Consider the following 26,442-nt stretch of genomic DNA (forward strand, 5'->3'; position numbering starts at 1 on the left):
GTGAGGGCATCCAGGGCACCCCGGTCGTCCCTGGCCCAGGCGGCGTACGAGACCAGGCGCCGTGCAGCACGTCGAACTCTGCCGCGGGCAGCCTTGACGGTCGTGCCGGACGGGCATGCGTGTCCATGGCTCAGCGCCGGTCCTCCGCGTCGAGTGCCTCGTCGAGGGTGATGGCGGCCATGATCAGGGATAGATGGGTGAACGCCTGGGGGAAGTTGCCCAGTTGCTCCCCGCTCGGACCGATCTCCTCGGCGAACAGCCCGACGTGGTTGGCGTAGGTCTGCATCTTCTCGAAGGTGTAGCGGGCCTGGGACAGCCGCCCCGCCCGGGCCAGTGCGTCGACGTAGAGGAAGGTGCACAGACTGAAGGTGCCCTCCGAGCCGCGCAGGCCGTCCGGCGATGCCGCCGGGTCGTAGCGGTAGACAAGGCTGTCGGAGACGAGCTTGCGGTCCATCGCGTCGAGCGTGGAGAGCCAGGCACTGTCCCGAGGAGCGATGAACCCGACCCTGGGCATGAGCAGCAGCGAGGCGTCCAGGACCTCGCCGTCGTAGTGCTGGACGAAGGCGCGCTCCTTTTCGCTCCAGCCGCGTTCCATGATCTGCTCGAAGACGGCGTCCCGCGCCTTGCGCCACCGCTCCAGGTCAGCGGGCCTGCGGAAGGACTCGGCCAGGCGCAGCCCCTGGTCGAGGGCGACCCACGACATCACCCGGCTGTAGGTGAAGTCCTGGCGGCCGCCGCGGGTCTCCCAGATACCCTCGTCCGGGCGGTCCCAGGCGTCGGCGAACCAGTCCAGGGTCCTGGCCAGCGCTTGCCATCCCTCGAAACTGGCCTGCTGCGCGATCTCGGCACCCTGGGACACCGCATAGAGGGCCTCGCCGTAGATGTCCAACTGGAGCTGGTCGGCGGCGCCGTTGCCGATGCGGACGGGGGAGGAGCCGCGGTAGCCCTCGAAGTGTTCGAGTGTCTCCTCCGGCAGGTCCGGGTCGCCGTCGATCCGGTACATCGTCTGGAGCGGCTCTTCCTCCTTGCCCGCGCGCTCGCGCAGTCTGTCCACCAGCCAGTGGACGAAGGCGGTGGCCTCCTCGACGAAGCCGAGGTCCAGCATGGCCCGTACGGACAGCGAGCCGTCGCGTACCCAGGTGAACCGGTAGTCCCAGTTCCGCTCCCCGCCGACCTGCTCGGGCAGACCCGTGGTGGCCGCCGCGATCAGGGCGCCGGTGGGGGCGTAGGTGAGGAGTTTGAGGGTGATGGCCGACCGGTGTACCCGCTCGGGCCACCGTCCCCGGTAGTGGGACTGACGCAGCCAGTGCCGCCAGAACAGGGCGACTTCCTCGAACTGCCCGCTGAGCCCGTCGACCGTGGGGGGTGCGGGCGCCTCGCCGCCGGACGCACAGACGGTGAACACGGCGCCGCCGGACTCGCCGGCGCGCAGCGTCACCTTTCCGCGTACATCCTGGCCGTCCCGCTCCAGCGGGAAAGTGGCCTGCAGGTGCCCGTCGATCCCGGGGGCCCGGAACAGAGCGCCGTTCTCGCCGAGTTCGAGTTCGAGCTCGTGCTCGGTCCGGCCGTAGTCGAAGCGCGGCCGGCATTCAAGAGTGAAGTCGACGGTCCCCCGCACGGCACGGATGCCGCGGACCAGGGTGTGCCGGTCGGTGGCGGTGCGGGTCCGGTCCGGGGGCATGAAGTCGACCACCTCGCCCACTCCGTCCGGCGACAGGAACCGGGTGACGAGGATGGCCGTGTCGGGGTAGTAGAGCTGCTTGCAGGTGACGTCGGGATGCTCGGGGGCCAGCAGCATGTACCCGCCGCGGTCGTGGTCGAGCAGGGCGGCGAAGATGCTGGGCGAATCGAACCTGGGGGCGGCGAACCAGTCGACGACACCTTGCGACGAGACGAGCGCAGCGGTCTGCAGGTCGCCCACCAGGCCGTGTTCGGCGATGGGAGGGTAGCGGTCCATTGCAGCTCCGAAGTCTCGGAAAGCCCCCTAAGTCCACTATCCGGCACCTCCATCACTCCTGCCACGCCCCAACTCGGGGCACGGGCACGGCAGCGCCTCGATGCCGCCGCCGGCCAAGCGGATGTTGGGCGTGCTGACACTCAGGTTCCAGCGGGCTGTCCGGCGGTGAGGGAGGCGCCGGCGCGCATTGCTCTTGCCCTCGGCTGCCGCGTTCACCGTCAGCTCTGCTCGATGTGCAGATGGATGGGACCTCGCAGGATGGGGCTGGGCCGGTAGGGCGGCGGGTCGGCGACCAGCCTGGGTCGGTCCAGGCGACGTACCAGCGCGTTCAGCGCGATCTGGGTCTCCAGCCGGGCCAGCGGTCCGCCGAAGCACAGGTGGATGCCGCTGCCGAACCCCAGGTGCTGGTTGTCCTGCCGATCGGGGTCGAAGCGGTCGGGATCGTCGAAGCGGTCCGGATCCCGGCTGCCCGAGGCGAGCATGAGCATGATCTGCGAGCCCTTGGGGATGGTGGTGTCGGCGACGGTGATGTCGCTGTATGCCGCCCGCCACGGAATGATGTGCACGGGGGGTTCGTAGCGCAGCAGTTCCTCGACCAGTCGCACGATCAGGTGCGGTTCGTCGCGCAGCCGCTGCAGCACCTGCGGGTGGCGCAGCAGGGTCAGCATGCCGTTGGTGATGAGGTTGACGGTGGTCTCATGGCCGGCGATGAGCAGCAGGTTGGCGGTGCTGACGATTTCGTCGTCGGTCATCCGCCCGTCGGGCCCGTCATCGTTGGCCAACCGGGTCAGCAGGTCGTCGCCTGGCCGGTCGTGGCGGTGTGCCAGCAGCCCGCCGAGGTACTGGCGCAGGTCTTTCCCGGCCTGCACGCCGTTGTCCAGTTTCTCCTTCGGGTCGGTCTTGGGGTCGTAGTCGAGCGAGTCGACGATGGCGTTCACCCACACGTGGAACCGCGGTTCGTCCTCGCGTGGCACGCCGAGCAGGTGGCAGATCACGGTGACGGGGAACGGGTAGGCGAAGTCGTCGACGATGTCGATCCGCTCTTTGCCCGCGAAATCGTCGATCAAGCCGCTGACGATGGCGGTCAGGTCCGGTTCCGTATCGGTCACCAGCCCCGGGGTTTTCGGGGGGCCGAAGTGGCGCATCGCCAGGCGCCGCAGACGGTCGTGCTCGGGCGGGTCGAGGTTGATGAACGACGGCGCGGCACGTCCCTCGGTCGCGGGCATCGGCCGCGACAGGTTGCGGACGTCGGAGCTCAGATGCGGGTTGTGCAGGAGGTCGGTGAGCTCGCGGTAGGTGCTGATGACGTAACTGCCGTCCTCCTGCAGGGCCACTGGGGTTTTGCGCAGTTCGGCGTACAGCGGGTACGGGTCGGCTCGGGCGGAGTAGTCGAGGATCCGGTGCAGGATGTCGGGCGTCTCGGCCGTGGTCATATCGCTTCCTTCCTACCGGTGCTGCCACGCAGCTGTGACGCGCCGCTCTCCCGGGTCATGGCCGGTGACGACCACCGTGGCGCCCGTGCTGAGCAGGACGGGGCCGGGGAAGTCGACGGGCACCGGTTTCGCGTCGGCCGGCTGGTCGGGCGCGGGGCAGGGCGGCGGGAAGGGCGCGGCCGTCTCGATCAGCTGCCGGTAGTGGTCCAGCCACTTCGCGTTGTTGAAGCTGACCGCCGCGGTGACGCGGCCCTGGTAGCCATATGCGGCGACGAAGCGGTGGTCGGACACCGATCCCTGGGTGACGACGACCTCGTCGGCGAAGGTCGGCACACCGACGGACTTGATGTTGACGCCGAACTGGATCGACCAGAACACCGGGATGGACAGGTGCGGCCAGCGGTCCGCCTGGGCGCTGACCATGTTGTGCGCCGCGACCTCGGCCTGCTCCACGGCGTTGGCCCAGTGCTCCAGCGAGATGAGCCGGTACTCGTAGATCGGGTTCGGACAGCGCGCCACGTCTCCGGCGACGAAGATGTCGTCAGTGACCAGGCCGTTGAGGTCGAGGGCGCGGCACCCCGTGTCGCAGGCGATTCCCCATACGCCCGCCGCCAGCCCCGAGTCCCGCAGCCAGTCGGTGTTGCGGATGCCGCCGAGCGCCACCACCGCCACGTCGGCGTCGACGGTGCTGCCGTCGGAGAAGTGAGCACGGCGAAAATGCCCCTGCGCATCACCCTCCAGCTGGGTGACCTTGACACCGCAACGCAGGTCGACGCCGTGGGCGCGCTGCATGTCCGCCGCGACCTGGCCGATCATGGCGCCGAGCGCCCCGACCAGCGGGGCCGGCGCGAGCTCGGCGACGGTCACCGGGATGTTGCGCTCGCGGCAGATGGAGGCGATCTCGGAGCCGGTGAAGCCCGCGCCGATGACCAGTACACGGGAGGGCCCGGCGGCGAGAGCTCGCTGCAGGCCGTCGGCGTGCTCACGGGTGCGCAGGACGAACACTCCGTCCAGGTCCGCCTCGGTCTCGACGAACCAGGGCCGGGCCCGTACCCCGGTGGAGATCAGCACTCGGTCGAAGGGAACCTCGCGGCCGTCGGCGAGATGCACGTGGTTGGTCGCCAGGTCCAGCCCGTCGGCGGGCACGCCCAGCAGCCACTCCGCATCGATGTCACGACGTCGCGGCAGCGTGGTGCCCCCGGCCGGCACCCACCCGGTCAGCACCTGCTTGGACAGCGGGGGCCGGTCATAAGGCTCGCCCACCTCGTCACCGATCATGGTCAGCGACCCGGTGAAACCTTCCGCGCGCAGAGCCTCCGCGGCCCGCAGCCCCGCCAGCGACGCCCCGACGATCACGATGCGGCCGTCGCGCTTGAACGCTTGCAGGGTGTCAGCGCTGCTCATGACGGCGGCGCCTCCACCGGTGCGTCCCGCTCCTCCAGCTGGTCGACCAGAATGGCCTGAAGCGGGCAGGCCGCCGCGGCGCGCAGCACCTGTTCGCGCTGGGCGTCGTCGGGATTCGGGTTGTACATCAGCGCTTCCTCGCCGTGCATCCGGAAAGCGTCCGGAGCCAGGAACGCACACTGCGCATACCCCTGACACCGGGAAAGATCAACGACAACTTTCATCCCGAACTCCATTGCAGGGACTGTGCAAAACTGCGGGCCCTGAGGCGGCACTACTACGGCGCCCAAAGCGCGAGGCACGCCTTCGAGGAAGGGATTCGGCAGCCGCTCACCCCTGCAGAGGGAAGGGTGCACCACGCTCGCCAAAGGTCTCCGCAGGAAGAATTGATCATTGCGAATGAGGTCCCGGCGTCTGCAAAACCGCCTGGAGAACCTGACCTTGTCGTCAAAAGCGTATCCCGCGCCCACGTCGTCCGCACCCTGGGACAGACGGTTTTTCAGTCGGTGACTCTGCGGTAGCTGATGAGGGCTGCGGCTATGCCGACGAAGGCGAGGAAGTGCTCTGCCTTGCGCTCGTAGCGGTGTTGCAGGCGGCGGTATCCGGTTGACGTGGCGCTGGAGGACGCCCCGGAACCGGCAGGCGAGCGGGGGCGGGAGTCGGCCGGCGAGGGCGAGAACTAGGATCGCCTCTCATGCGGATCGTCCGGATCATGCTCCTGGTGGTGGGAGCGATTGTCGCGCCCTTCGCCGGGTTTGTTCTCGGCGCGATGGCTGCCGCCATCCTCGCAAGGCAGCTGACCGGTGACCCGGCCACCGTGGACACGGCGATCCCGCTGGTGGGCATCGGCGGAGCTGCTGCCGCCGTCATCGGCTGGACCAGGCTGCTGCGCCTCGCGCACTACCGGCACCTGCGACGGTTGCGCCGCTCCGGCCCGGCCACGCAGGGGAGGGTCGTCGCGGCGCGCACCTCGTTTGCCAAGAACCCGCGGGGCCCGGGCCACTGGACGGTGCGGCTCGAGGTGGCCTGGACGGATCCCGGCAACGGACGCACACACGAGGCGAGCAAGGCTTTTCGGTTCTCCGAGCGGGACGGGGAGGGAGCTCGTGACTTCCAGCGTCGCCACCGCGCCGAGTCGGCGATCGGCGTGCTGCCCGGTCGGCGGCGTGGGTTCTTGCTCGACGTCCCGGAGCTGCCGGCCTGGTGGGATCGCCGCTAGCACCCGTTCCAGCCTGTCCGGTCAGCACACCTGGAAGCCGCTGGAGCCGGCCTCGTCGGCTGCAGCCGCTCGGCCGTCAGGAACTGGGCGAAACGGCACGCGAACGTCCCGAAAATCGCGCTGCTGACGGGAATCGGCGACAGGCGCATGAAGTACATCCCGCCCCCCGAGTTCCTCGACCTCGCCCACAGCAGCCGAACAAGTAACACGACGGAACCCGCCCCGCAGCACCCCTTCGTCCCGCGGTCCTCCTACGAGTGGACGATCGGTGATCTGGCGACGCTGTGACGGGGGATACGGAGCGGGGGTGGGGGCGTGGATAGGCTCCGTGTCCATGACATTCGCGGGATCTGGCGATGATCGGGGAAGCCTGCTCGGGCAAGGCGGCGGTCCGGCCGCTCGCCGCCGGGGCGGTCCGGGCGGGTACGCACTCGGGGCCCTCGGCCTCCTTCTAGCCTTCGCCTTTTGCTACTACGGCGCGACCAACGCGGCCGTCGCCACCGGGCTCGCAGGCACCCACGGCACGCTGACCGTGACCGCGTGCCAGAAGCGTTCGGGCGGAGCCCACTCCGGGCCGTCGCGAGACTGCCAGGGGATCTTCCGACCGGACGGTGACCGAGGGCCGGACGGCGACCGGGCCGGCGATCAGCGGGGTGGCGAGGACAGCGGCGGACGGGACTCGCGGGCGCATATCGCGTCATGGACGGCGCGGCCGGGTGACGTCATCGAGGTCCGGCAGGGCACCGGCGAGTATCTGCGCCCCGGCCACAGCTCGCCCTGGGGGTTTCTCGCCTTCGCCTTCGCCGGGCTGCTGCTGGCCTCCGCCATGCTGCCCGTCGCCGTCTGTGGAACCGGGCCGCGGCGGGCGCTCAGGAAGGGCCGCAGTCTCCTGACCGAGGTGCGCGGGACGTGGACAGGAAGAATCTCGAAGTGGCTGGCGATCAGCGGCGCCATTTGTTTGGCGGCTGACATCCTTCTTGCCGTTATCCGCCCATAAGACATATGAGCCGGAATCGCCATGTGCCGGTCGTGGTAGGGGAGTTGGACGCCATAGCGAGGCAAGGGTGGACTGATGTCCTTGGAGAGACCCCCTGAGCCTCAAGCAAGGGCATGCGTGGACCCGTAGTGGACGCACAGTGGACGGAAGGACCCGGAACGATCAGGAAAGGGTCGCGGAAGTCAGGACAGGGAACCGGCTCTGACCTGCGGCAACGGGAAAGCCGAGGCGGGCTGTACGTGGCGGCAGCTCCCGCCCGTCTTCGGCCCGTGCCGGCAACGAGGTCTAAAAGCGGGAGATGTCTTCTGAGAACTGCATTGTGCGAATATCCGGGGCCACAGACGCTACTGGCGCGTCACAGATCCGTCGGTCCGGAACGCGCTTCCGTTGCGCGGACCGAGGCTGGCTGTGACATCCACCCTCGGTGACGCTTCGGCTATCGAGAACTCCATGCTCGCCTCGGTGAGCCTGATCCTCGCCCCGTTCCTGGAATCCGGCTCCGAGCAGGCCCTGACCATCGGTGTGGGTCAGGCTGTCGTGAGTTGGCGGTCGGGGAGGGCGGGGCCCGGCGCCGCGCACTGCCGCACCGCCATGAGTGGGCGGACGGAGTTCCGCGTCAGCCCCGGCCGAGGACGCAGAACTCGTTGCCCGCCGGGTCGGCCAGGACGACCCAGGAGACGTCACCCTGACCCACGTCGGCCCGTATTGCGCCCAGGCCTTCGAGCCGGGCGACCTCCCTCGCCTGATCCTCGACGGGGTCGGACATCAGGTCGAGATGGACGCGGTTGCATACGACCTCGTCGTCGGGCGTGCGGCGGAACTCCAGGTACGGCCCGACGCCCTTGACGGAGCGCAGCAGGGCGCGGTCGTCGGTCAGCTCGTGGACGGTCCAGTCGATCGCCTCGCCCCAGAACCGGACCATGGCCCGCGGGTCGGCGCAGTCGACGACCACGGCGGCTATCGGCCCGGTGTCCCGGTAGAGCTCCCGGGGCTCCAGGACGCTGAACACGTTGCCTTCCGGGTCGGCCATCACCGTCCACGGCGCGTCGCCCTGGCCCACATCGGCGGGCGTCGCCCCGAGCTCCTTCAGACGTGCGACCAACTCCGCCTGATGGGCGTCGGAGGTGGTGGCGAGCTCGATGTGCACGCGGTACTTCACCGTCTCCGGGTCCGGGACGCGGACGAGATCGATGCAGACGGCGGACGGGTCCGGCCAGTCGAAGCCCACGGGTACCAGGTTGGTGACGCCGGGCCCTTCGCTGGAAACACCCCAGCCGAGCACCTCCGCCCAGAACTGGCCGAGTGCCGAGTCGTCCCGGGCCTTGAAGTTCACCTGAACAAGTTGCAGCGTCATGCCGCATACCCTAGGTGATCCCCCACCGGGCAGGCGTGCGAATATTCAGGCTCTCCTGCTGCATATATGGCTCAGGCGATTGCGAGTTGGCGGCCGGGGAGGGCGGGCTTGTCTCCGGCGAGGGTGAGCATGACGTGGGGATCGGTGGCGGCGATCCAGGCCGGCCTGGCCGCCTGGCGGTCGGTGAGATCGCTGGCGTTCTTCCACAGAACCAGGCCCCGCTCACGGCTCGCCACGAACCGTTCGACGATCGCTCCGACGGTGCGCCATGAGGTCCGCATCAGCCCGAACCGGGCACGGGCATCTGCTTGAGGCCACTGCGCACCGCATTCCGAAACGATCAGCTAGGCCTGGGCGGTTCCAAGGGCGTTGCGCAGGAACGCCGTTGCCTGGTCGATGGCTCCGCGGGCGGCTTTGGAGTGACTCAGCGAGTTGAGCATCATGAAGTCGTGGACCGTGCCGTCGTAGCGCACCGTGGTCACCGGAACGTCGGCTGCTCGGAGCTTGGCGGCGTACGCCTCGCCCTCATCGCGCAGCACGTCGGCCTCGTCGACGATCAGCAGTGCGGGCGGCAGGCCGGAGAGCTGCTCGACGGTGGCGTGGTTGGGAGACGCGGTGATCTCCGCGCGTTGGTTCGGGTCGGTCGTGTAGGCGTCCCAGAACCATTCCATCAGCTTGCGGCTCAGGTAGTAGCCGGTGGCGAATTGGTCGTAGGAACCGGTGTTCATGGCCGCATCCGTGACCGGGTAGTACATCGACTGCTGTACGAAATTGACGTCACCGCGCTCCTTGGCCATGAGGGCGAGTGCGGCGGTCATGTTCCCGCCGACCGATTCCCCGGCCACTGCCATGCGCTGTGCATCCAGCCCCTTGAACGCCCCCTCGCGGACGATCCACTGCGCGGTGGCGTAGCCCTGCTCGATGGCCACGGGATAGTGCGCCTCGGGCGACGGCGTGTACTCCACGAAGGCCACCGCCGCACGGGCACCGACCGCCAACTCGCGCACCAGGCGGTCGTGGGTACCGGCATTGCCCAGCACCCAGCCACCGCCGTGCATGTACAATACGACGGGCAGCGTTCCGGTGGCGCCCTTCGGCTTGACGATGCGTACCCGCACATCGCCCGCCGCTGCCGGAACCGAAACCCACTCCTCGTCGACCGGCAGCTTGTCGACCGGCGCGGCCTGGAGGTCGTCGAGCACCTTGCGCGCTGAGGTCGGATCCAGCTCGTACAGGAACGGATGGTGCGAGGTTGCGTCGGCGAGCTCCTGTGCCTCGGGCTCGAGGACGATGGAGGCGGTTTGACCAGCCATGGGAATGCTCCCTGGGAAATCCGCGAAGCGCATCATAGAGAGCGCGGGGCGCTGGGGAGCGCCGCGCTGCGCTCGGGCTGTGGGGCGGTCGGCAGAGCCTCCGCCTTTGTTCAAGCCCCTGATGGGCATATTTGTCCATTGTAATTGCCCGTCCTCCGCAGATGCATTCCAAGGAACCGCCTAATCCGTTCGCCGGGAGCGAGACGCGTTCTGCGGTCTTTTGCCGCAGACGGCGCCACGCACGTCGAAGGACGCGCACGCGTTGCCATTTCACCCTCAGGAGCGGAAAGCCGCATGCTCGCTCCGGGGCACTGGGGCGACGCCCCACAGCTCATCGCGGTCAGTCCCGGTTTGTCAGTGGCGGGTCAAATGCCTGGGCGGGGAGCTCGTAGGTGCCGGCGCCGGGCCAGCTCTTCGTCGTCGACCAGAGTGAGCATGGGCTGACCCGGTGCGCACATCATGGTGACGAGGAAGCGACTCCGAGAGTCCGTCCGGTTGTTTCCGTCCTGGTAGTGGATGACATCGCCGCCCGGCTCCCAGAACGTCTCCCCGGCCTTGATCACCCGCTCCGGCTCACCTTCCAGCTCGAAGAGCATCTCCCCCTCGAGCATGTAGCCGAAGGCAGGTCCCGAGTGCCGGTGCGGAGGGGTGCCGGGATCGCCGGGAGGGAACTCGACGAGAACCGTCATCGCCTCCGCCCCCTCCGGAACGAACGGCGGTTTCGCCGACTGCAGCACGGTGAGTGCCGTCTTCCATGCTTCCGAGCGCGGTTGACTCCCGGCGCTGCCTGCCACCTGTTCGTTGTTCGCCATGGCGAGGTCTCCAGCGGTGGGCCGGCCGGGTCAGGTGAGCCAGTCGGTGTAGTGGGTGGGGGCGATGCGTGCGTCGCCCTTGGTGGTGAGCACATCGCCGTCGACGGCGGCGAACATGCCGGCGGTGTCGTCGGTGATGACCGTGCGGCCGTCGGGACGGGCGTTCAGGGTGATTCGGCCGAGTTCGTCGAGGGGATGAACGTCGGGCCCGCCGACGTTGAGGGTTCCGTTCAAAGGGGTACCGGCGGCGACTTCGGCGACGGTGTCGGAGACGTCCTGGGCGGCGATCGGCTGGAGTGGGGTGGTGGGTAGGCGGACGGTGTCGCCCTCGGTGGTCCAGGACATGAAGGCGTCGATGAACTCCATGAACTGGGTGGCGTGGACGATCGAATAGGGGATCGGCCCGGCCTTGAGGATGTCTTCCTGCAAGACCTTGGCGCGGTAATAGGCGAGGTCGGGCACCTGGTCCGCGCCGACGATCGAGAGGATGACGAAGTGCCCCACCCCGCCCTTGTGGCCGGCGGCCAGGAGGTTGTCCATCGAGGTCTGGAAGAAGGCCGGAGAGGCGTCGTCGAAGGTCGGGGAATTCGTCAGATTGACGATGCCGTCCGCTCCGGCCACCGCCTCCTCCACGCCCTGGCCGGTGATCACGTCGACACCTGTGGTCTGCGAGTGCGGCACGGCCTCGTGCCCGGCGGCGTTCAACTTCTTCACGACCTGCGACCCGATCAGACCGGTACCGCCGATGACTGCGAACTTCATGGGTCACCTTTCGTCGCGCACCGATAGGTCATGCGTCCAGATTGCGGCGATGCAGTGCACGGCGCACGCTGGGCCGTGCACTGCTGGCATGCTGGTGGATCTGCTTGCGGGTGTTTGTGCTGATGGATGGGCAGTTATGGGCTGTGTCCGCATCGTGTGTAGTGACTGATGCGGGCTTGGTGCTCGCGTCTGCGGCGCCAGTGTGACCAGTGCAGGATGTGGTCGACGGGTGCGGGTTGGCGGTCGGCGAGTCGGGTGACCAGGCGTCTGATCTCGGCGAGGCTGAGGTGGATGAACTCTGCCCGAGCCGGGCGGCGTCGCGGGCGTTGGCGGCTTTGCCCCCGCCGCAGCCGCACCGCTGCCGGCGCCGGCAGGGCCGCTTCCTACCTGTCGTCCTTGTCCCGGCCGTCTTCGAAGACGAAGAGTGGCTTGGCGTGATGTGCGGGTGTTTCGGCGAGCGCGATGGCTTCAGTGAAGCGTTCGAGCGGGAACGGCCGGCCCTGGGGGATGCTCAGCACTTCATCAGCGACGAGACTGCGGACCTGGGACAGCGCGTGCAGCGCATCCTCCGGTGAGGCGGTGCCGAACCAGCGGTTCAGCCAGAAGCCACGGACCACTTTGGTCTCGTAGATTACCGAGCGTGCCTGCAGCGGGATCGTCAGCGCTGCCGGATCAGTCTGCCGGTGGGTGGAGAGCGCGCCGTAGACCACGACCTCTCCCCCCGGAGCCAATGCCTGGGACACCTGGGCACCTACGGGTCCCGCGACACAGTTGATGGCCTTGCGCACGCCGGCCGGTCCTGCTGTCTCAGTCACACGCTGCAACAGATCCTCGTCCTCGGTGCAGATGACCTCGTCACCACCAAACGCTTTGATCTCCTCAACGGCACCGCGTCGCCGCACGACATTGATCGTGCGAATACCCAGATGCCTGGACAGCTGGATCACGAGCCGGCCGACGGTGGAGCCCGCGGCCGTCTGCAACAACCATTCACCCGGCCGTACGTCGAGTTCGCGAGTCACGAGGAGCAGCGCGGTCAACGGGTTGACGGCGAGTTGACAGGCGCTGGAGTCGCTCAGATGGTCGGGGACCGGCAAGAGCCTTCGCGTATCGGCAACAAGGTATTCCTGCCAAGTTCCGGCCACATGGGGCCCGGGTACCGCCGGTACGGCAGCGACCACCACACGCTCGCCGACCTTGAGCCCCTCGGTATCCGGACTCAGGGCCTCAATACGGCCCACGCATTCCATGTGACCCCCGACAGCGGGAAACTCGGGGGAGAAACCGTAACGGCCGCGCAGCACGTGCAGATCACTGGCGTGGATCGGAGTTGCCTTCACGCGGATCAATGCCTGACCGGCTTCCGGCGTGGGAACAGGCCGGGATTCCAGCCGCAGGACATCGGTAGGCTCGCCGACCTTTCCGGCTACGAGCGCGCGCATGGATTGGGGCATGAGTGACCTTTGGTCTCTCAGCGCCCGACAGACTCGGCGGGTGATTTGGCCGCCATTTCACGCTACGTCCGGCCCCGGAAAGATTCCCGGCGGCGGACGATGCAGAGTGACGCGAATGCCCGCTGCGCCTCAGGAGGCGGCCGCGGGGTGCGGTACCGGGTTTCCGAGTCCGGAGGGCTCCAGCTCAACCACGACGATGCCCGCTCCCATCCCGTCCGCCATATACAGGCCGGCGCCGGCAGGGGAGGCACCCGCGAAGTCGTCGTTGTGGTCCAGTCCCCATTCCACGGCGGCGTCCAGCCAGGGTCAGGACCGTGAGAGTTCGTGGGTATGGCCTGTTCGTCCTCGACCTCTCCGCCGAAGAAGTTGAAGTGGCCGCCGGGGGAGGTCAGCGGTGTTGCCGCCGACAGGATGCGCGGCCCTGGCAGGACCCCTGAGGCGATGGAATCGCGCAGGCGGATGGCGAGGCCATTGCGGTCACCCAGGTCCCGAACGGTCGTGACGCCGCTGAGGACCAGTTGCTCAGCGCGCTCGGCCATGCCCTCCAGCACACGCCCGGCAGCACGGTGCCGTCCGGAAAGGACAAGGTGTGGAGTGCGTGGGGTGTGAGCTGCTCGAGTTCCTCGCGCGGGCCGACCGCGGCGATCTGGGCCCCGCGGACGAGAAGGGCGCCATCAGTATCGCTGGTGCCGTTGGCCGCGAGGTGGTCGTGGAGGTTGAGGGTGACTTGGCCGCCGCGGGCATGGGCGGGGACCTCGAGGCGGACCACATCGTGGAGTTCATCCCGGTGTGGGAGACGAAAGCCTCGGCATGCAGTACACGGCTGTCTGCGGGAAGTACGCCGGGCGATGACGGATCAGCCGCCGACGGCCTTGGCCCAGTTCTCACGGACGGTGCGCAGCGCCTTGTTCAGCTGGGCCTCGGTCGGGAACTGCGGTGTGCCCTCGACCGTCGGCAGCCGTGAGGCCAGGGCCTTGTTGAGGGTGCCGTTCTTCGCCATGGCCGCCATCAGCACCGGGCGGGCGTAGTCCACGAGGCGCAGGTTCTGGGCTTCCGGACTGAAGAGGTACTCCTGCCACAGTCGCGCCGCGGCCGGGTGAGGGGCGTCCTTGTTGATCGCTTGCGCGTAGTACTGCGAGAAGCTGCCGTCGAAGGGAATGGAGACCTTCCAGTGCACGCCCGTCCCGCGGAGCTGGTCGATGTGCTCCAGGCTGAGGTAGTCCCATTCGATGCTGATCGGAGTCTTGCCCTTGGCGATCGCGGCCGGGTTGGGGTCGGCCCGGTTGTAGTTGCCGACCTTGTCGAGCCGGGCGAAGAAGTCGATGCCAGGCTGGATGTCGTCGAACGACCCCCCGTTGGCGAGTGCCGCCGCGTATACGGCGGCGAAGGCCGACCCCGCGACCGTGGGTTCGCCGTGGATCGAGACCAGGCCCTTGTACTCCGGCTGGAGCAGATCCCCGAAGGACTCGGGGCAGGTCCGGACGCGGGTGGCGTCGCAGCCGATGGAGACATAACCGCCGTAGTTGTTGTACCAGCGAGCCCTGGGGTCCTTCTGCTCCGGTGGGATCTGGTCGAACTGCGCGACCCGGTAGGGGGCCAGCAAGTGCTGCCGCGCCGCGGACTGGGCGAAGGAATCCCCGAGGTCGAGCACGTCGGGGGCGCGCTCCTGGCCCCGGTAGCGCTTCATGGCATCGATCTCCTGCTGGCTGTGGCCGTTCGGATTGTCGACGACGACCTTGATGCGGTACCTCTTCTCGAAGCCGTCGATCAGCGCGCCGTAGCTGGCCCACTGGCGCGGTAGCGCGATCGTGTTCAGCCTGCCCTCGTGCTTCGCTGCCTTGATCAGTGCCGCCGTCCCGCCCACCTCCGCGACGGACCCGGCCCGGGAGGGCTCGACCGGCCGGGTGGTTCTCCCGTTCTGGCAGGCACCGAGACCGAACGCAGCAAGGCCGATACAGCAGAGGAGGGCGCCTGCGCGGACCCGGTGATGTGTAGCCACGACGCCTCCAGCAGGGCCAAGTGGGGAGCGGTCCGCCGGGCGGGTCGCGGACGCTGACCAGGGCACCAGGACACGGTGCGGTCGTACGGCTCGCGCAGCGGCCCGGCCGCCAAGGACAGCGCAGCCCGGAGGCGGGGCGGAACGCCGACGGGGCATCGCAGGCTCGCCGAGCAGGCGCCTCGGCACTCGCGCAGGACCGCCGACGTCTTGGCACGCGGGCGTTCCTGGCGCCACCCTGCCGCGACGTGTCACTGCCTGAAGCTTCTCTCTGTGGCAATAGTCCAAACCAGCGTACTCCGCCCCCTTGCGCGCCTCCGCCAGGACGGTGATCCGGCCAGGTCATAGGGCGAGTAGGCGCCACGCGCGCATGCAGGCACCACGCTCGTCCCGGGCGCGGGCGCCACGCGACGGCCTCACCACCCTCCACGGTGTTCCCAATGGCTGAGGAGGTCCTCGCTCGGCTCCTCTTCCGAGGGCAGGGCGTCGGGGCCGACCGCCTGAGCGGCCCAGATCGTCTTGCCCCTGGGGGAGTAACGGGTACCCCATTGTTCGGCGAACTGCGCCACGAGGAAGAGGCCGCGGCCTTCTTCGTCGGTGTCCTTCGCCTGGCGGATGTGCGGGGAGGTGCTGCTGCCGTCGGAGACCTCACAGATCAGGGTGCCTGTGTGCAAGAGCCGTACGTGGATGGGCTCGGCGCCGTAGCGAATGGCGTTGGTGACCAGTTCGCTGAGGATGAGCTCGGTGCCGAAGGCGATGTGCTGCAGACCCCAGTCCGCCAGCTGCCGGACGCAGTCGTTGCGGACCGGGCCCACCGCCGCCGGGTCGCGGGGCACGTCCCACTCGGCGACGTGTGCCGGGTCCAGCCGCCGGGTCCGGGCCACAAGCAGCGCGACGTCGTCGGCGGACCCGGCGGGCAGCAGCGATTGCATGACGGCGACGCAGGTGTCCTCCGGCGTACGGTCCGGTCCGGCGAGGGCCGCACGCAGTGCTTCCAGTCCCACGTCCAGGTCGCGGCTGCGGTTCTCGACCAGCCCGTCGGTGTAGAGCACCAGCCGGGAGCCCTCCGGCATCGACAGCTCAGCGGTCTCGAAGGGCAGGCCGGTGCCCAGACCCAGCGGCGGGGAGACCGGCGGGTGCAGGAACTCCACGCTCCCGTCGGAGTGGGCCACGGCCGGCGGCAGATGGCCGGCCGTGGCCGCGGTGACCCGCCCGGAGACGGAGTCGTAGACGACGTACAGACAGGTGGCGCCGGTGATCGCGGGATCCTCCTCGGTGTCCTCGTCCTGGACATCGATGCGGGTCACCAGTTCATCCAGGTGGCGCAGCAGTTCGTCGGGGGAGAGGTCCAGGGCCGAGAAGTTGTGCACGGCGATGCGCAGCCGGCCCATGGTGGCCGCCGCGTGCAAGCCGTGTCCGACCACGTCGCCGATGACCAGCGCCACCCGGGCGCCGGGCAGCGGGATGACGTCGAACCAGTCCCCGCCCACTCCCTCCTGGGCGGGGAGATAGCGGTGCGCCACCTCCAGGGCGTCCTGGGCGGGCAGGCCGCGGGGCATCAGGCTGCGCTGGAGCGTCATCGCCATCGTGCGTTCACGGGTGTAGCGCCGGGCGTTGTCGATCCCCACCGCGGCCCGACCCGCCAGTTCCTCGGCGAAGGACAGGTCCTCGTCGTCGAACGCAGGGGAGGTCCCCGACCGCCAGAAGTCCACCAGCCCCAGCACCACTCCCCGGGCGCGCAGCGGTACGACCGCCAAGGAATGCACCCCGTGGTCCAGGATGCGTCGGGCGCGTTCCGGGTCCTGGGACCGCCAGCCGGAAGCGCCGGCCAGGTCCGGTTCCACCACGGAGCGGCCCTGGTCCACACCCGCCGCAATCGGGGTGCCCGGGATGAACCCCATCAGCTCGCCGACGGGGTGGAGCGGATGGTCCGCCGCCAGGCCGGCGATGGCCGTCCGGCGCAGCTCGGTACCCGCCACGGCCGGCTCTTCGCCTTTCAGGACCGGATCCAGCAGCTCGACGGTGACGATGTCGGCGAACCCGGGGACCGCCACCTGTGCCAGTTGCTCGGCAGTGCGCTCGACATTCAGCGTGGAGCCGATCCGTACCCCGGCGTCGTAGAGGAGTCTCAACCGCTCCCGCGCCATCTCGGCACGGCCTGAAAGCCATCTCAGTTCGGTCGTGTCGCGCAGGGTCACCACGCTTCCCTGGTGGGCTCCGTGGCGGGCAGTGGACCGTTTGTTGAGGGCCAGCAGCCGGTCCTGGGACAGGTGCACCTCGTCGGTGGCGATCCGGTCCGACGCTAGGAGTTCGGCGGTGCGGTGGTCCAGTCCCAGGTCGTCGACGTGGCGTCCCTCCGCGTCCGCCGGCAAGTCCAGGAGCCGCCGTGCCTCGTCGTTGGCCAGCAGCAGCCGCCCGTCGCGGCCGACGATGAGCACGCCCTCCCGCACCGCGTGCAGCACCGCATCGTGATGCTCGTACATCCGGGTCATCTCGGTCGGTCCCAGACCGTGGGTCTGCCGGCGCAGTCGACGGCTCACCAGCCCCGCGCCGCCTCCGGCGAGAGCCAGCGCCCCGACTGCGGTGCCCACGAAGATGGGCAGCTGCTGGTTGACCGATTTCTGCACTTTCTCCACCGTGACCGGTGCGGAGACGATGGCGACGACCCTGCCCGAGGAGTCCTTGACGGGGACCGCGGAGATCACGGAGAGGCCCAGGGCGCCCTCGAAAGTCCTGGTGAAGGGCTTGCCCCGGGCGGCGTCGGCATACGGGCCGATGACGTGCTTGCCGATCTGCCGCGGGTCGCTGTGGGTGAGGGTGACCCCGTCGAGCTTGTACACGATGAGGGCGTCGACGCCGGAGGCTTTCCGAGCCGCCTCGGCGAGCGGTTGGAGCTTCGCGGTCGGATTGTTGCTGTTCAGCGCCTCCTGGAGCCCCCAGGAGTGCGCGAAGGACTCAGCGGCGGCGAGCGTCCGGTGCCGGGCATCGGTCATGGTGTCCCGTCGGGTCTGCACGACGATGGCCACCGCTGCCGCCGCGACGAGCAGCACCACGAGCACCAGCTGGAGGAGGAAGACTTCCCGGGCGACACTGCGCGTGGCCCACGAGGGCCGCATGTGCTGCCGGCCCCCGGCCCCCGCCGGGCGCTCGTCCTGCCGGTCGCTGGTGCCGTTCCCAGCAGGAGTCACGTCCGGGAGAGCGGAACGGCCGGGCGCACGGCTCAACCATCGCCGGAATCGACCCGAATGTCCGCTCATGGTTCATATTTATCCTGCTGCGCCTAGGTGCTGGCAAGGCGTGCCGGTTGTGCCGCGAATGCCTGGCGCAGGTCGTCGGTGTGGTGGTAAGGGCACGGCGCGTTCCACCTCCGAGCACCCTGCGGGCCGGGTCCCGCCGCCGGTAGCCGCTCGATGCGCGACCGGCTCGTCGCCTCCACCGTGCCGGGTGTTGGCACTGGGGATCACCTCGCCGCGGCGGTGCCGTGGCCGACCGGCACCGTCGCACCCGTGCTGGGGAGCGACTGCAGCCGCCCGTGATCTCCCTCGACGCACGACCGCCGTCAGCTTGGCTCCCCCCCCACTATCACCTGATTGGCAATATTGAAATGCTCCCCTATACCACCAGATGGCGTACTGGGAGCCGGCCTGTTGTGGCCTGCTGGCCTGGTTTCGGGGCGGGCAGGCGCACGGGCGGGGGACCGCGGCAGCGCTCGTCCTGCACCGGCTGCTAGAGGGCATGACGCTGGTGCTCCTGCCGTCTCCGGCGGTCGTTGCGGCGCTCGTCGTGCACTCCGGTAGTGAAGGGCTCGCGTTGACCGCTTTGCTGAAGTCCGAAAGCCGCCGACGGTTAGTGGTCTGGCTGGGGTTGGCCTCTGCCTCAGTCCGCTCCTGGGCGGCCTCGCCGCTCAGGTGGTGGTGCTGCCCGACGCGGCACATGCGCTGCTGATGGGCACCTTCGCGGGCGTCCTGGTGCGCGCGCCGCCAGTGCCGTCGCACTCGCACGGCGCGAGCACCTGGTGCACCGCCCCAGCGGATTGCCTGCCGTGATGGCCATGGGCTCTGCGCTGATTGTCACCGCAGCGGCAGCGCAAATCCTGCGCTGAGGGCCGACCCGGCACCGGCTGAGTTGTGGCCGGTGGGACGCGACTTTCGCTGCCCAGCACGTCAAGCATCCGAGATCCCCCGTATTCCGAGAAGGAGATCGTTGCCTGATGGTGCTTCTGCGAACCTAAAAGCTGTCCCGTAATGCCTGGTGGATCAGCGCACGGCGTCAGATGCACTGCGTTCGCTGCGCTCACTACGTCTCGGCTCTCCCTTTGCCATACGGATGCCGAGCTGCATCGCAAGGCCCGGCAGGCGGGCTGGTCAGCGAGCTCGGGGATGGTGGCCTTGATGCCGCGTCTGCGGAGGTAGGCGCGGAAGGTAGGGGTGGAGTAGCCCTTGTCGGCCACGACATGGTCGGGGAATCCGTGGCTGGCCCGGTCCGTTGCGGGGCACGTGGATACGGGCGATGACGGCTTGGGCCTGGGTCCAGTCGTTGCGGGTGCCCGAGGCAGGGTGGTCGCCTGCCGGGCAGGAGGTGCGTGTTGTCGTACCTTCCTGGCCGCGCCCGGAGGGGTGAACGGCCCCAGTGGTCTGTTCGGCGTCGTGCCGCACCACTGGGGCCGTCCGGGTCAGTCCACGACGATGCCCGGATAGCAGTGCTCGTGGTGCCAGTCTGGGGACACCGGGTAACCGCAGTGGCAGAATTCGGGCCGGGCTGACTCGCCGCTGGCACGCCGGGTCAGGGCGACGATCAGGGGCTGGCGGTCCAGCCAGGACGCCGCGTCGTCGCGGTCGGTCAGCCCGAGGGCCTCCGGCGTCACGTCGAGCCCGTCGGCGAGCAACTCGATGAGCTGGTCGGCCTGTTTACGGATGAAGCGCAGGACGTTGCCACAGTAGGACGGGGGCATCTCGTCCAGTCGGTGGCGGCGGTCCTGAACGTCCTGCCAGACCTCGTCCTGGTTCAGGAGGTTCACCCAGTGCTCCTCCGAGGTCCAGCGTGCCCTCGGCGCGATGGGTCCGCTGCTGCCCGCGGACCAGACCAACTCCTGGATCTCCATGGCCTCTTCGAGGGCCCGGCTGTACTCCGCGTGGTCCTCGGCCGCCAGGCGCCGGTAGATCGCTACGGACATGTCGGCGTCCCGGCGCGCGGCTGCGAGGTCACCCTCGGCACCGAGCCGGGCCTGGGCCGACTGGCGCAGGGCCTTCGCGTGGTCGCTCTCGTACCGGACCGGGTTGGCCGCCGCGAGCTGTGCGGTGATCCCAGCCGCCTCGTTGGCCAGGGTGAGGGCCTCCCGCCACCGTTGCAGCCTCCCCAGATAGGTGGCGAGCCGCGACGCGACGTCGGCCAGGACGGGCTCCTGCACGGCGGGCGCCACCGCGGCCAGCCGTCGGGCGATCGCGACCGCCTCCTCCAGCGCGCTGACTGCCTCCCCCCTGCGCCGCGACGCCCACAGCAGGAAGGACAGGTTGCCCAGGCACTGCGCCAGCTCGGACTCGTCGAGTACGAACGCGCGGGTGAGTAGCGACCCGGCGGGCGGGCCGGCCGCCAGGCCGCGCCGGGCGAACTCGATGGCACGTGTCTGCGCAGCCACGGCGTCCGAGAGGCGGCGCAGCTGCCAGGAGAAGATGCCGAGGTTGTTCAGGGCGAGCGCGAGGCCGGTCTCGTACTGGTCGGGATGGGTGGCCGCCAGACGCCAGAAGATCCCAACCGCTTGCTCCGTGGGGGCCATGGCCCGGTCCGGGTATCCGGCCGCAGCCAGCCCCCGGCCCACCTGTGCGAGGGCCAGGGCGAGGCCGGGCTCGCGGGCTGCTGGGTCCGCCACGGCCAGGTCCTGGAAGAGCGCGGTCGCCTCCTCGGCCGCGTGCAGGGCGCGGTCGGGGGCGTCGGCGTCGAAGGCGTGCTGGGTCAGGTGCAGCAGCGCGGTCGCCAGGCTCGCGGTCGGGGATATGTACGGCGATGTGGACGAGAATGCGGCAACGGAAGAGGACGGAGACGGAGAACCAGCCGGGTGTGTGCCGACAGCAGCCGCCTTCCGGAAGCAGCGCACTGCCTCCTCGTCCGCGGCCAGCGCTTCCTGTGCCCGCCCCGCCCGGCCGAGCCGGAAGCCGAGGCCCTGGTGCAGGCGGCCGCGCTCGGCGGGGTCGGTGGTGTGGGGGAGGCGTTCGGCGACCAGTCGGGCAGTGAACGTCGCGATGCCCGCGTCCAGGTCGAGCTGCCCGAACTCCGGGAAGCAGGTCTCCACGGAGGCGAGTACGGAGGCCGGAAGGGTGGTCTCGGCGAGCGCCGTGAGGGCCGCGCTGCCCGCGGCGACGGCCACCGACGGGTCCTGCCGCAGGATCTGCTCCAGGTGCCCGGCGATGTGCGGCCAGCGCCCCGGTGCCGCCGCGGCGGCCAGGAACGTCAGGCCGCGCGTAACCGACGGTGGAACCGCCCCGTCCGGGTCGCGGGCGCTGAGCGTGCGCGCTGTCGGTGCGGCCCAGGGGGCGGCTGGATAGCCGGTCACGCGGTGCCCGTCGAGGCTGAGGGCGAGGAAGTCCTCGGCGAGCCGGTCCGGGTAGAGCGGCTCGAGGACGGCGCCCGGCTCCGCCGCCGGGTAGCAAGTTCCGTGGTCGGTGAGCAGCTGCAGGGGCCGCTCCAGGCCGACCGCCGCGAGCAGGGCGCCGCCCTCCCCCGGTGACACGGCCCCGGTGAGGGCGGCCGTGAAGACGACGCGGTTCATGTCGCTCGGCGCGGTGCTGAAGTCCAGTCCCTCCAGGCGGTTCTCCCACAGCCGGGTCCAGTGTCGTCGCTCCCGGTTCAGGAGGTACGCGGAGAGGCCGGCCAGGTCGTTCGGGGCCTGTTCGCCGCGTACGTGGGCGTCGACGGCAACCAGGGCGGCCATATGCACTGCGAGGACGAGCCCGAACTCCGGGCGCCCCAGATCCTGCGGTTGTGCGATCACGGCCGGGTTGGGCACACCGTACCGGGCGGCGAAGCAGTCCCGGGCCGCAGCGAACATGGCCGACCGGGCCCGCGGGTCGCTGCCGGGGGCGCCCAGCGGGCTCAGCTCCTGGTCCCGTGTGCCGGCCATGACGTCTTCCAGGGCGGAGCGCACGGCGGGCCAGACGGTGGCCGAGCGGGCGAGCAGCAGCAGCCGGGTCGGCAGGGGGCCGGTGAGCAGCCGGTTGCTGAACAGCCAGGTGAGGTGCGAGACAGGCCAGCGGTCGGCGTAGTCGACCACGAGGAGCATGCCGCGAGCCCCGTCGGGCCGCAGGTCCGCGCTGTTCCCCTGGCCCGCGTCCAGGATGGCGCCCGGGCCGTGCGTGGCCGTGACGACCTTCCAGCCCGCGGCGGCGCTCTCGGCGGCGAACTCGTCGGCGAGGCGGCTCTTTCCGTGCCCGCCGGGGCCGTGCAGCCAGGTCGCCGAGAGCCGCGGCCCGGGGCCGTCCCGCCAGGCGGCGAGCTCGGCGCGCTCCCGCTCCCGGCCGGTGAAGTCGACCAGCCGGTAGCGGGCGTTGAGCATCCGGCTGGGCTGGTGAAGCAGCCAGGTGTCGTCCGGCGCGGGGGCCGCACTCTGGTGCTCGCCGAGCAGGTAGACGGGCCCACGATCCGGGAAGACGTGCAGGTCGGCGCCCACAACGCCGTACCCGAAGCCGCTCTCCACACGGATCGACTGGTGGACGGTCGCCTCTGTGGCGGGGCCGGATGGCGGTGCGCCGCCGCCAGTGGCGACCCGACGGCCCTGCCGGGTGCCCTCGTCAGCCCCTGTCACCGAGCGGCCCCGGGGGCCCCTTCATCACCGAACTCCCTTTCCCCACACGGAGGTTCGGCGGTACGACCCGGCGCTGACTCGATGCTGTGGTGGTGGTTGACGATGTTTCCGCCCTGCACCAGGAACGCCTTCGCGTTGTCCCGTACGACGACGTCCTGCACCCACTTCGGCTCGCTGTTCCCGGCGGGCCGGACCTCCTCGATCAGGGCTCGCAACTCCTCGGCCGCGGCCGGGTCGCGCTGCAGCAGCGAGCGCAGCTCGAGCTGCCACAGGGGAAGGAGTATCTGCCGCACCTGGTCGCTGTCGTCGGCCTCCGCTACGAGTTGGGCGTTGCTGTCGAGCTGGCCCTCGATCGCCTGCTGCCGTTCCTCGCCGCCACGGCGCCGGAACAGCTCCGCCACGCGGGCGCGGGCGAGCATCCAGGAGTCGGTGGCCATGGCTCCGACCACTGCCGTACCGCCGGCCATCACAAGTTCGTCGAGCACAATTCCTCCCTCAGCGGGCCGCGTTGACGTCGCGTACTCCGTGCGCCGCTGCCCCGCACCGACGACCGTAGAACATCCAGCCGGAATCCGGGGGTTGTGCTGGCCGTTCTCACCATGTGTGAGCGATCACTCGCTCCACGGTGGCCCCTGTGCCAGAGTTGGTTCATGCGCATGGCTGATGGGGGAAAGCAGGATGGAGCGGCCGCGTCGGGGGAATCCGTACCGGACCTGGTCCGCATGCGGTGGGGGGCCCGCCTGACCGACCCGCTGCCGGCCCGATTCGAGGAGCCGGGCTGGAGCTACGAGGAGAAGGTCCCGCGCCGCTGCCCCGCCTGCGGCGGCGAACTGCACTCACTGCGCAGGCCGTACGAGTCCCAAGGGCGCGTCTACCGCTACGTCGCCGTCGTCTGCCCGCGTTGCCCCGCTGCCTACGCCCTCGCGGATCTCGGCGTGAAGACGTACGACAAACTCATGGGCCACAGCGGCTGGGCAAAGGCGCCCACACCCACTCCCGCCGCGAAGCCGAATCCCGGCCCCGATGCCGACGATGCCTGGGACATGCTGCTCGGCCCGTGCCCCACGGGTGATGAGCCGGGCGGCCTGACCATCAGACCGATCTATGCCTCCCCCGGTGCGACACGCCGCCCTACGCCCGGCCCCGCACGCATCATTGCCTCCAACCTGACTTCACCCGGACCCAGTTGGCCCGCCGACCTGCCGCTGCCGGCCGACCCTGAACTGCGGCTCCTGTACTGGTGCAAGGTGACCGACCCGCACTGGCGGCCATCCTTCGAGGCTATCGATGCGGCTGAGGACATCCGCGTCATCATGCCGGACGGTCCGGAATTCGACGTCCTACGCGCGTACCTGACCGACGAGGACATTCCGTACCGCTGTGCACGGCACTGGCAGGAGTCAGAAGTCGTCGGCACCGTCAGCGACCTGGGGCAACGAACCGACCTCGTCGCGCGGCCCGTCCGCTCCGGCCCGCTGCCAGCGGCCCCGGTCGCGGGTCCCGGCGCTCATGCCGCCCGTGACGCGTTCGCGCTGCAGTGGGACGCTCTGGAGGAATTGCCCGAGGACGCCGACGACGCCTACGTCCCGGTGGCCGACCTGGTGCCGCCGGGCTGGTCGCGGTTCCTGAAGTACCCGACGTTCAATCCGGCGCAGGCCGACGCCGTCCCAGCGATCCTCGAGAACGACGGGAACGTCCTGGTTGTCGCCCCGACCGGCGCGGGCAAGACCCCGATCGGCATGGTCGCCGCCCTCAAGGCCAACGCACAGGGCCGCAAGGCCGCCTGGCTCGTGCCGCAGCGCTCCCTGACCGACGAACTCGACCATGAACTCGACCTGTGGCGCAGCAACGGACTGAGCGTGGTGCGCCTCACCGGCGAGTACGCCGTCGACGCCGAGCTGATCCGCAAGGCCGATATCTGGGTCGCCACCACCGAGAAGTTCGAGGCCATCTGCCGCACTGGCTCGCTGCGCGACGCCCTCGCCGACGTCGGCTGCCTCGTCGTCGACGAGATCCACCTGCTCGGCGACCCTGGCCGCGGCCCTGTCCTGGAGGCCCTGCTTGCTCGCGTCGGCGAGGACACCGGACAGGTGCGTGTCGTCGGCCTGTCCGCGACGGTCGCCAATGCTGACGAGGTCGCCGACTGGCTTGGCGCCCGCCTTGTGCGCACCACGTGGCGGCCCACCCGGCTGATCTGGCAGATACCCGTCCCCGCCGCGTCCACCAACAGCGACCGGGGCGCCCGCGCTGCGGCCCGCACCCGCGCCGCCGTACGTCAGGTCCGCACCATCGCCGATGAGGGCGGCAGCGCCCTGGTGTTCTGCGGCAGCAAACGCGGCGTGCGCATGACCGCGCTCGCCCTCGCCGAGGCGCGCGGGGCCCGCACCAAGGGTGTCGACAAGGACGACCCGGAGGTCGTCGAGCGGCTCTGCTCGCTGACGGGCGTGCGCATCCACTACCGGGACTGGCCCCACAAGCGCGAGGCCGAACAGGCATTCCGGAACCGCGAGGCAAACGCCCTGGTGGCGACGTCCACCGTGGCGGCCGGGGTCAACCTGCCCGCCCGGGCCGTCGTCGTACGTGACACCGAGATCGGCCTGGAACGAGTCGAAGTGTCCATGGTCCAGCAGATGTTCGGCCGCGCCGGGCGCGTCGGCGCCGGGGAGCGCGAGGGCTGGGCCTTCCTCCTCACCGACGGCACCGACCGGCCCGAGTGGCAGGCCCGTCTGGCCGCCGGCTACACCGTGCGCTCGCGCATCCGCGAACGCCTGCCCGACCACCTGCTGGCCGAGGCGGTGCAGGGCCGCGTGCGCACGCTCCGCGAGGCCGAGAACTGGTGGACCCGCACCCTCTCCTACCACCAGGGCAACGAAAGCTTCGACCCGCTGTACGACGCCGTCGAGTTCCTCACCGAGGCCCGCTACCTACGCCGTAGCCCCGGCCTTGAGCACGACGATACCCTCGTGGCCACCGAGCTCGGCACCCTCACCAGCCGCTTCATGCTCGCCACCGACCTCGCCGACGAGTTGTCCGACGCGCTGCGCGCCGCCCCCGTGCCCCAGGACCCGGACGAGGCCGAGCAGCTGCTCACTGCACTGCTCGCCACGCACCTGCCGAACCTGGAACAGGCCCAGTTCACCGACCGGGCCCGCGCCGTGCTGCTGCGGGTGCTGCGCAACGGCAGCCACCTGGACCTCCCGGACCCGGAGGCGGGCGACGCCCCGACGCGGCCGGTGGACGAACCAGTGGCCGCCGGGGACCTGGCGCGGGCAGTACTGCTTCTGGTCGCGCACAGCCCCAAGGTATTCCGCACCCGCTCCCCGTACGTCCTCGGCATTCCCTCCGAGAGCCTCACCGGCATCTATGAGGAGTCCCAGCGCTACCTGGCCTGGCTCGGCGCGCAGGGCCCGCTCGGCACCGTGCACCCCTGGGCCGCCGTCGTCGCCGCCGACCTGGCCGCCCGGATCCGCTGGCGTGAACTCGGCCCGCGCCGCGGCGCCGGGCGCCTGTTGTGGATCTGCGAGCAGATGGCCACCGCGCCGCTCGCCACCCGGCTCGTGCCGCAGATGTGGCGTGCCGCCCGCAAACGAGGCATAGGCGCCCCCGACTGGCCGGGCACCACGCCCCCCAACGGTTGCGCCCTGCCCGCCCAGCACTATCGGCGACTCCTCGCAGAGCGTACGACGGGCGCGCTCCTGGCCTCGGGCCCGGACGGTGTCCTGGTCCGGGACTGCCCGCGTGGCGCGACCATACGGCTGTGGGACGGCACCTCGGTGGAGTTTCACCCGGTCGAGCGCGCCCCGGTCGAACTCCCCTACCCACGCCCGGCACCGGACGACCCGGAGGGCGGCCACCGTGGCGCGGCCGTCTTCACTCGGAGCGACCACTTGGCCACAGGCTGGTTGGCAGCGTACAGCGGCTTGGTCTGAGAGCCGTCCCGGTCGGG

At 69.9% G+C, this 26,442-nt stretch carries 20 protein-coding genes and 1 pseudogene; 4 read left to right on the plus strand and 17 right to left on the minus strand.

The features are described 5' to 3' along the window. Nucleotides 1-130 precede the first annotated feature (130 nt). The 5 genes and pseudogenes from ACZ4S3_RS11515 to ACZ4S3_RS11535 all read right to left on the minus strand — a co-directional run. A complete protein-coding gene (locus ACZ4S3_RS11515; protein WP_467930664.1) occupies nucleotides 131-1,957 on the minus strand; it encodes a glycoside hydrolase family 15 protein in 1,827 nt (608 codons plus the stop codon). 218 nt (nucleotides 1,958-2,175) lie between these two features. Then, complete coding sequence (locus ACZ4S3_RS11520; RefSeq protein ID WP_467930668.1) at nucleotides 2,176-3,390, minus strand: cytochrome P450; 1,215 nt, start codon at nucleotides 3,388-3,390, stop codon at nucleotides 2,176-2,178. 12 nt (nucleotides 3,391-3,402) lie between these two features. Beyond that, nucleotides 3,403-4,794: an NAD(P)/FAD-dependent oxidoreductase gene (locus ACZ4S3_RS11525; RefSeq protein ID WP_467930672.1), complete on the minus strand. Its 1,392-nt coding sequence runs from the start codon at nucleotides 4,792-4,794 to the stop codon at nucleotides 3,403-3,405. Then, nucleotides 4,791-5,018: a ferredoxin gene (locus ACZ4S3_RS11530; protein ID WP_467931551.1), complete on the minus strand. Its 228-nt coding sequence runs from the start codon at nucleotides 5,016-5,018 to the stop codon at nucleotides 4,791-4,793. The genes ACZ4S3_RS11525 and ACZ4S3_RS11530 overlap by 4 nt, the downstream gene beginning before the upstream one ends. A gap of 275 nt (nucleotides 5,019-5,293) precedes the next feature. Further along, nucleotides 5,294-5,401: pseudogene (locus tag ACZ4S3_RS11535) on the minus strand (IS5/IS1182 family transposase); the annotation flags it as partial. Nucleotides 5,402-5,488: 87 nt separating this feature from the next. On the opposite strand from ACZ4S3_RS11535, the gene ACZ4S3_RS11540 reads away from it, so the two are divergent. The 3 genes from ACZ4S3_RS11540 to ACZ4S3_RS11550 all read left to right on the plus strand — a co-directional run bounded on the left by ACZ4S3_RS11540 (nucleotide 5,489) and on the right by ACZ4S3_RS11550 (nucleotide 7,010). After that, complete coding sequence (locus ACZ4S3_RS11540) at nucleotides 5,489-6,013, plus strand: hypothetical protein (RefSeq protein WP_467930676.1); 525 nt, start codon at nucleotides 5,489-5,491, stop codon at nucleotides 6,011-6,013. 147 nt (nucleotides 6,014-6,160) lie between these two features. After that, nucleotides 6,161-6,301 carry a hypothetical protein gene (locus ACZ4S3_RS11545; RefSeq protein WP_467930680.1) on the plus strand — a complete coding sequence of 47 codons (141 nt, stop codon included), beginning with the start codon at nucleotides 6,161-6,163 and terminating at the stop codon, nucleotides 6,299-6,301. A 46-nt stretch (nucleotides 6,302-6,347) separates the two neighbouring features. Beyond that, nucleotides 6,348-7,010, plus strand: a complete 663-nt coding sequence (locus ACZ4S3_RS11550) for a hypothetical protein (protein WP_467930684.1) — start codon at nucleotides 6,348-6,350, stop codon at nucleotides 7,008-7,010. A gap of 616 nt (nucleotides 7,011-7,626) precedes the next feature. Here the strand turns inward: ACZ4S3_RS11550 and ACZ4S3_RS11555 are convergent. From ACZ4S3_RS11555 to ACZ4S3_RS11610, 12 genes are all read right to left on the minus strand, one after another. Then, nucleotides 7,627-8,364, minus strand: coding sequence for a VOC family protein (locus ACZ4S3_RS11555; protein WP_467930688.1), 738 nt, complete (start codon nucleotides 8,362-8,364; stop codon nucleotides 7,627-7,629). Between the two features lie 71 nt (nucleotides 8,365-8,435). After that, the gene (locus tag ACZ4S3_RS11560; protein ID WP_467930692.1) at nucleotides 8,436-8,645 is read right to left on the minus strand and encodes a hypothetical protein; all 210 of its coding nucleotides are present in this window, start codon (nucleotides 8,643-8,645) and stop codon (nucleotides 8,436-8,438) included. A gap of 63 nt (nucleotides 8,646-8,708) precedes the next feature. Further along, on the minus strand, nucleotides 8,709-9,677 hold the full coding sequence (locus ACZ4S3_RS11565) for an alpha/beta hydrolase (protein WP_467930696.1): 969 nt from the start codon (nucleotides 9,675-9,677) through the stop codon (nucleotides 8,709-8,711). 365 nt (nucleotides 9,678-10,042) lie between these two features. Continuing rightward, nucleotides 10,043-10,489 carry a cupin domain-containing protein gene (locus tag ACZ4S3_RS11570; protein ID WP_467930700.1) on the minus strand — a complete coding sequence of 149 codons (447 nt, stop codon included), beginning with the start codon at nucleotides 10,487-10,489 and terminating at the stop codon, nucleotides 10,043-10,045. Nucleotides 10,490-10,519: 30 nt separating this feature from the next. After that, nucleotides 10,520-11,251 carry an SDR family oxidoreductase gene (locus tag ACZ4S3_RS11575; RefSeq protein WP_467930705.1) on the minus strand — a complete coding sequence of 244 codons (732 nt, stop codon included), beginning with the start codon at nucleotides 11,249-11,251 and terminating at the stop codon, nucleotides 10,520-10,522. 383 nt (nucleotides 11,252-11,634) lie between these two features. After that, nucleotides 11,635-12,693: a zinc-dependent alcohol dehydrogenase family protein gene (locus ACZ4S3_RS11580; protein WP_467930709.1), complete on the minus strand. Its 1,059-nt coding sequence runs from the start codon at nucleotides 12,691-12,693 to the stop codon at nucleotides 11,635-11,637. A 141-nt stretch (nucleotides 12,694-12,834) separates the two neighbouring features. Then, nucleotides 12,835-12,993, minus strand: coding sequence for a hypothetical protein (locus tag ACZ4S3_RS11585; protein WP_467930713.1), 159 nt, complete (start codon nucleotides 12,991-12,993; stop codon nucleotides 12,835-12,837). Nucleotides 12,994-13,093: 100 nt separating this feature from the next. Next, nucleotides 13,094-13,474: an imidazolonepropionase-like domain-containing protein gene (locus ACZ4S3_RS11590; RefSeq protein ID WP_467930717.1), complete on the minus strand. Its 381-nt coding sequence runs from the start codon at nucleotides 13,472-13,474 to the stop codon at nucleotides 13,094-13,096. An 87-nt stretch (nucleotides 13,475-13,561) separates the two neighbouring features. Further along, complete coding sequence (locus ACZ4S3_RS11595) at nucleotides 13,562-14,704, minus strand: ABC transporter substrate-binding protein (RefSeq protein ID WP_467930719.1); 1,143 nt, start codon at nucleotides 14,702-14,704, stop codon at nucleotides 13,562-13,564. Between the two features lie 413 nt (nucleotides 14,705-15,117). Then, nucleotides 15,118-17,817 (minus strand): SpoIIE family protein phosphatase, encoded by a 2,700-nt coding sequence (locus ACZ4S3_RS11600; protein ID WP_467931555.1) that lies wholly within the window; start codon nucleotides 17,815-17,817, stop codon nucleotides 15,118-15,120. A 1,556-nt stretch (nucleotides 17,818-19,373) separates the two neighbouring features. Then, the gene (locus ACZ4S3_RS11605) at nucleotides 19,374-22,496 is read right to left on the minus strand and encodes a tetratricopeptide repeat protein (protein ID WP_467930723.1); all 3,123 of its coding nucleotides are present in this window, start codon (nucleotides 22,494-22,496) and stop codon (nucleotides 19,374-19,376) included. Then, on the minus strand, nucleotides 22,493-22,981 hold the full coding sequence (locus ACZ4S3_RS11610; RefSeq protein ID WP_467930727.1) for a hypothetical protein: 489 nt from the start codon (nucleotides 22,979-22,981) through the stop codon (nucleotides 22,493-22,495). Before ACZ4S3_RS11610 ends, ACZ4S3_RS11605 begins: the two co-directional genes overlap by 4 nt. Before the next feature lie 165 nt (nucleotides 22,982-23,146). Between ACZ4S3_RS11610 and ACZ4S3_RS11615 the strand changes: the two genes are divergently transcribed. After that, on the plus strand, nucleotides 23,147-26,425 hold the full coding sequence (locus ACZ4S3_RS11615; RefSeq protein ID WP_467930731.1) for a DEAD/DEAH box helicase: 3,279 nt from the start codon (nucleotides 23,147-23,149) through the stop codon (nucleotides 26,423-26,425). Nucleotides 26,426-26,442: the final 17 nt, after the last annotated feature.

It is taken from the genome of Streptomyces sp. NPDC028368 (assembly GCF_055565615.1).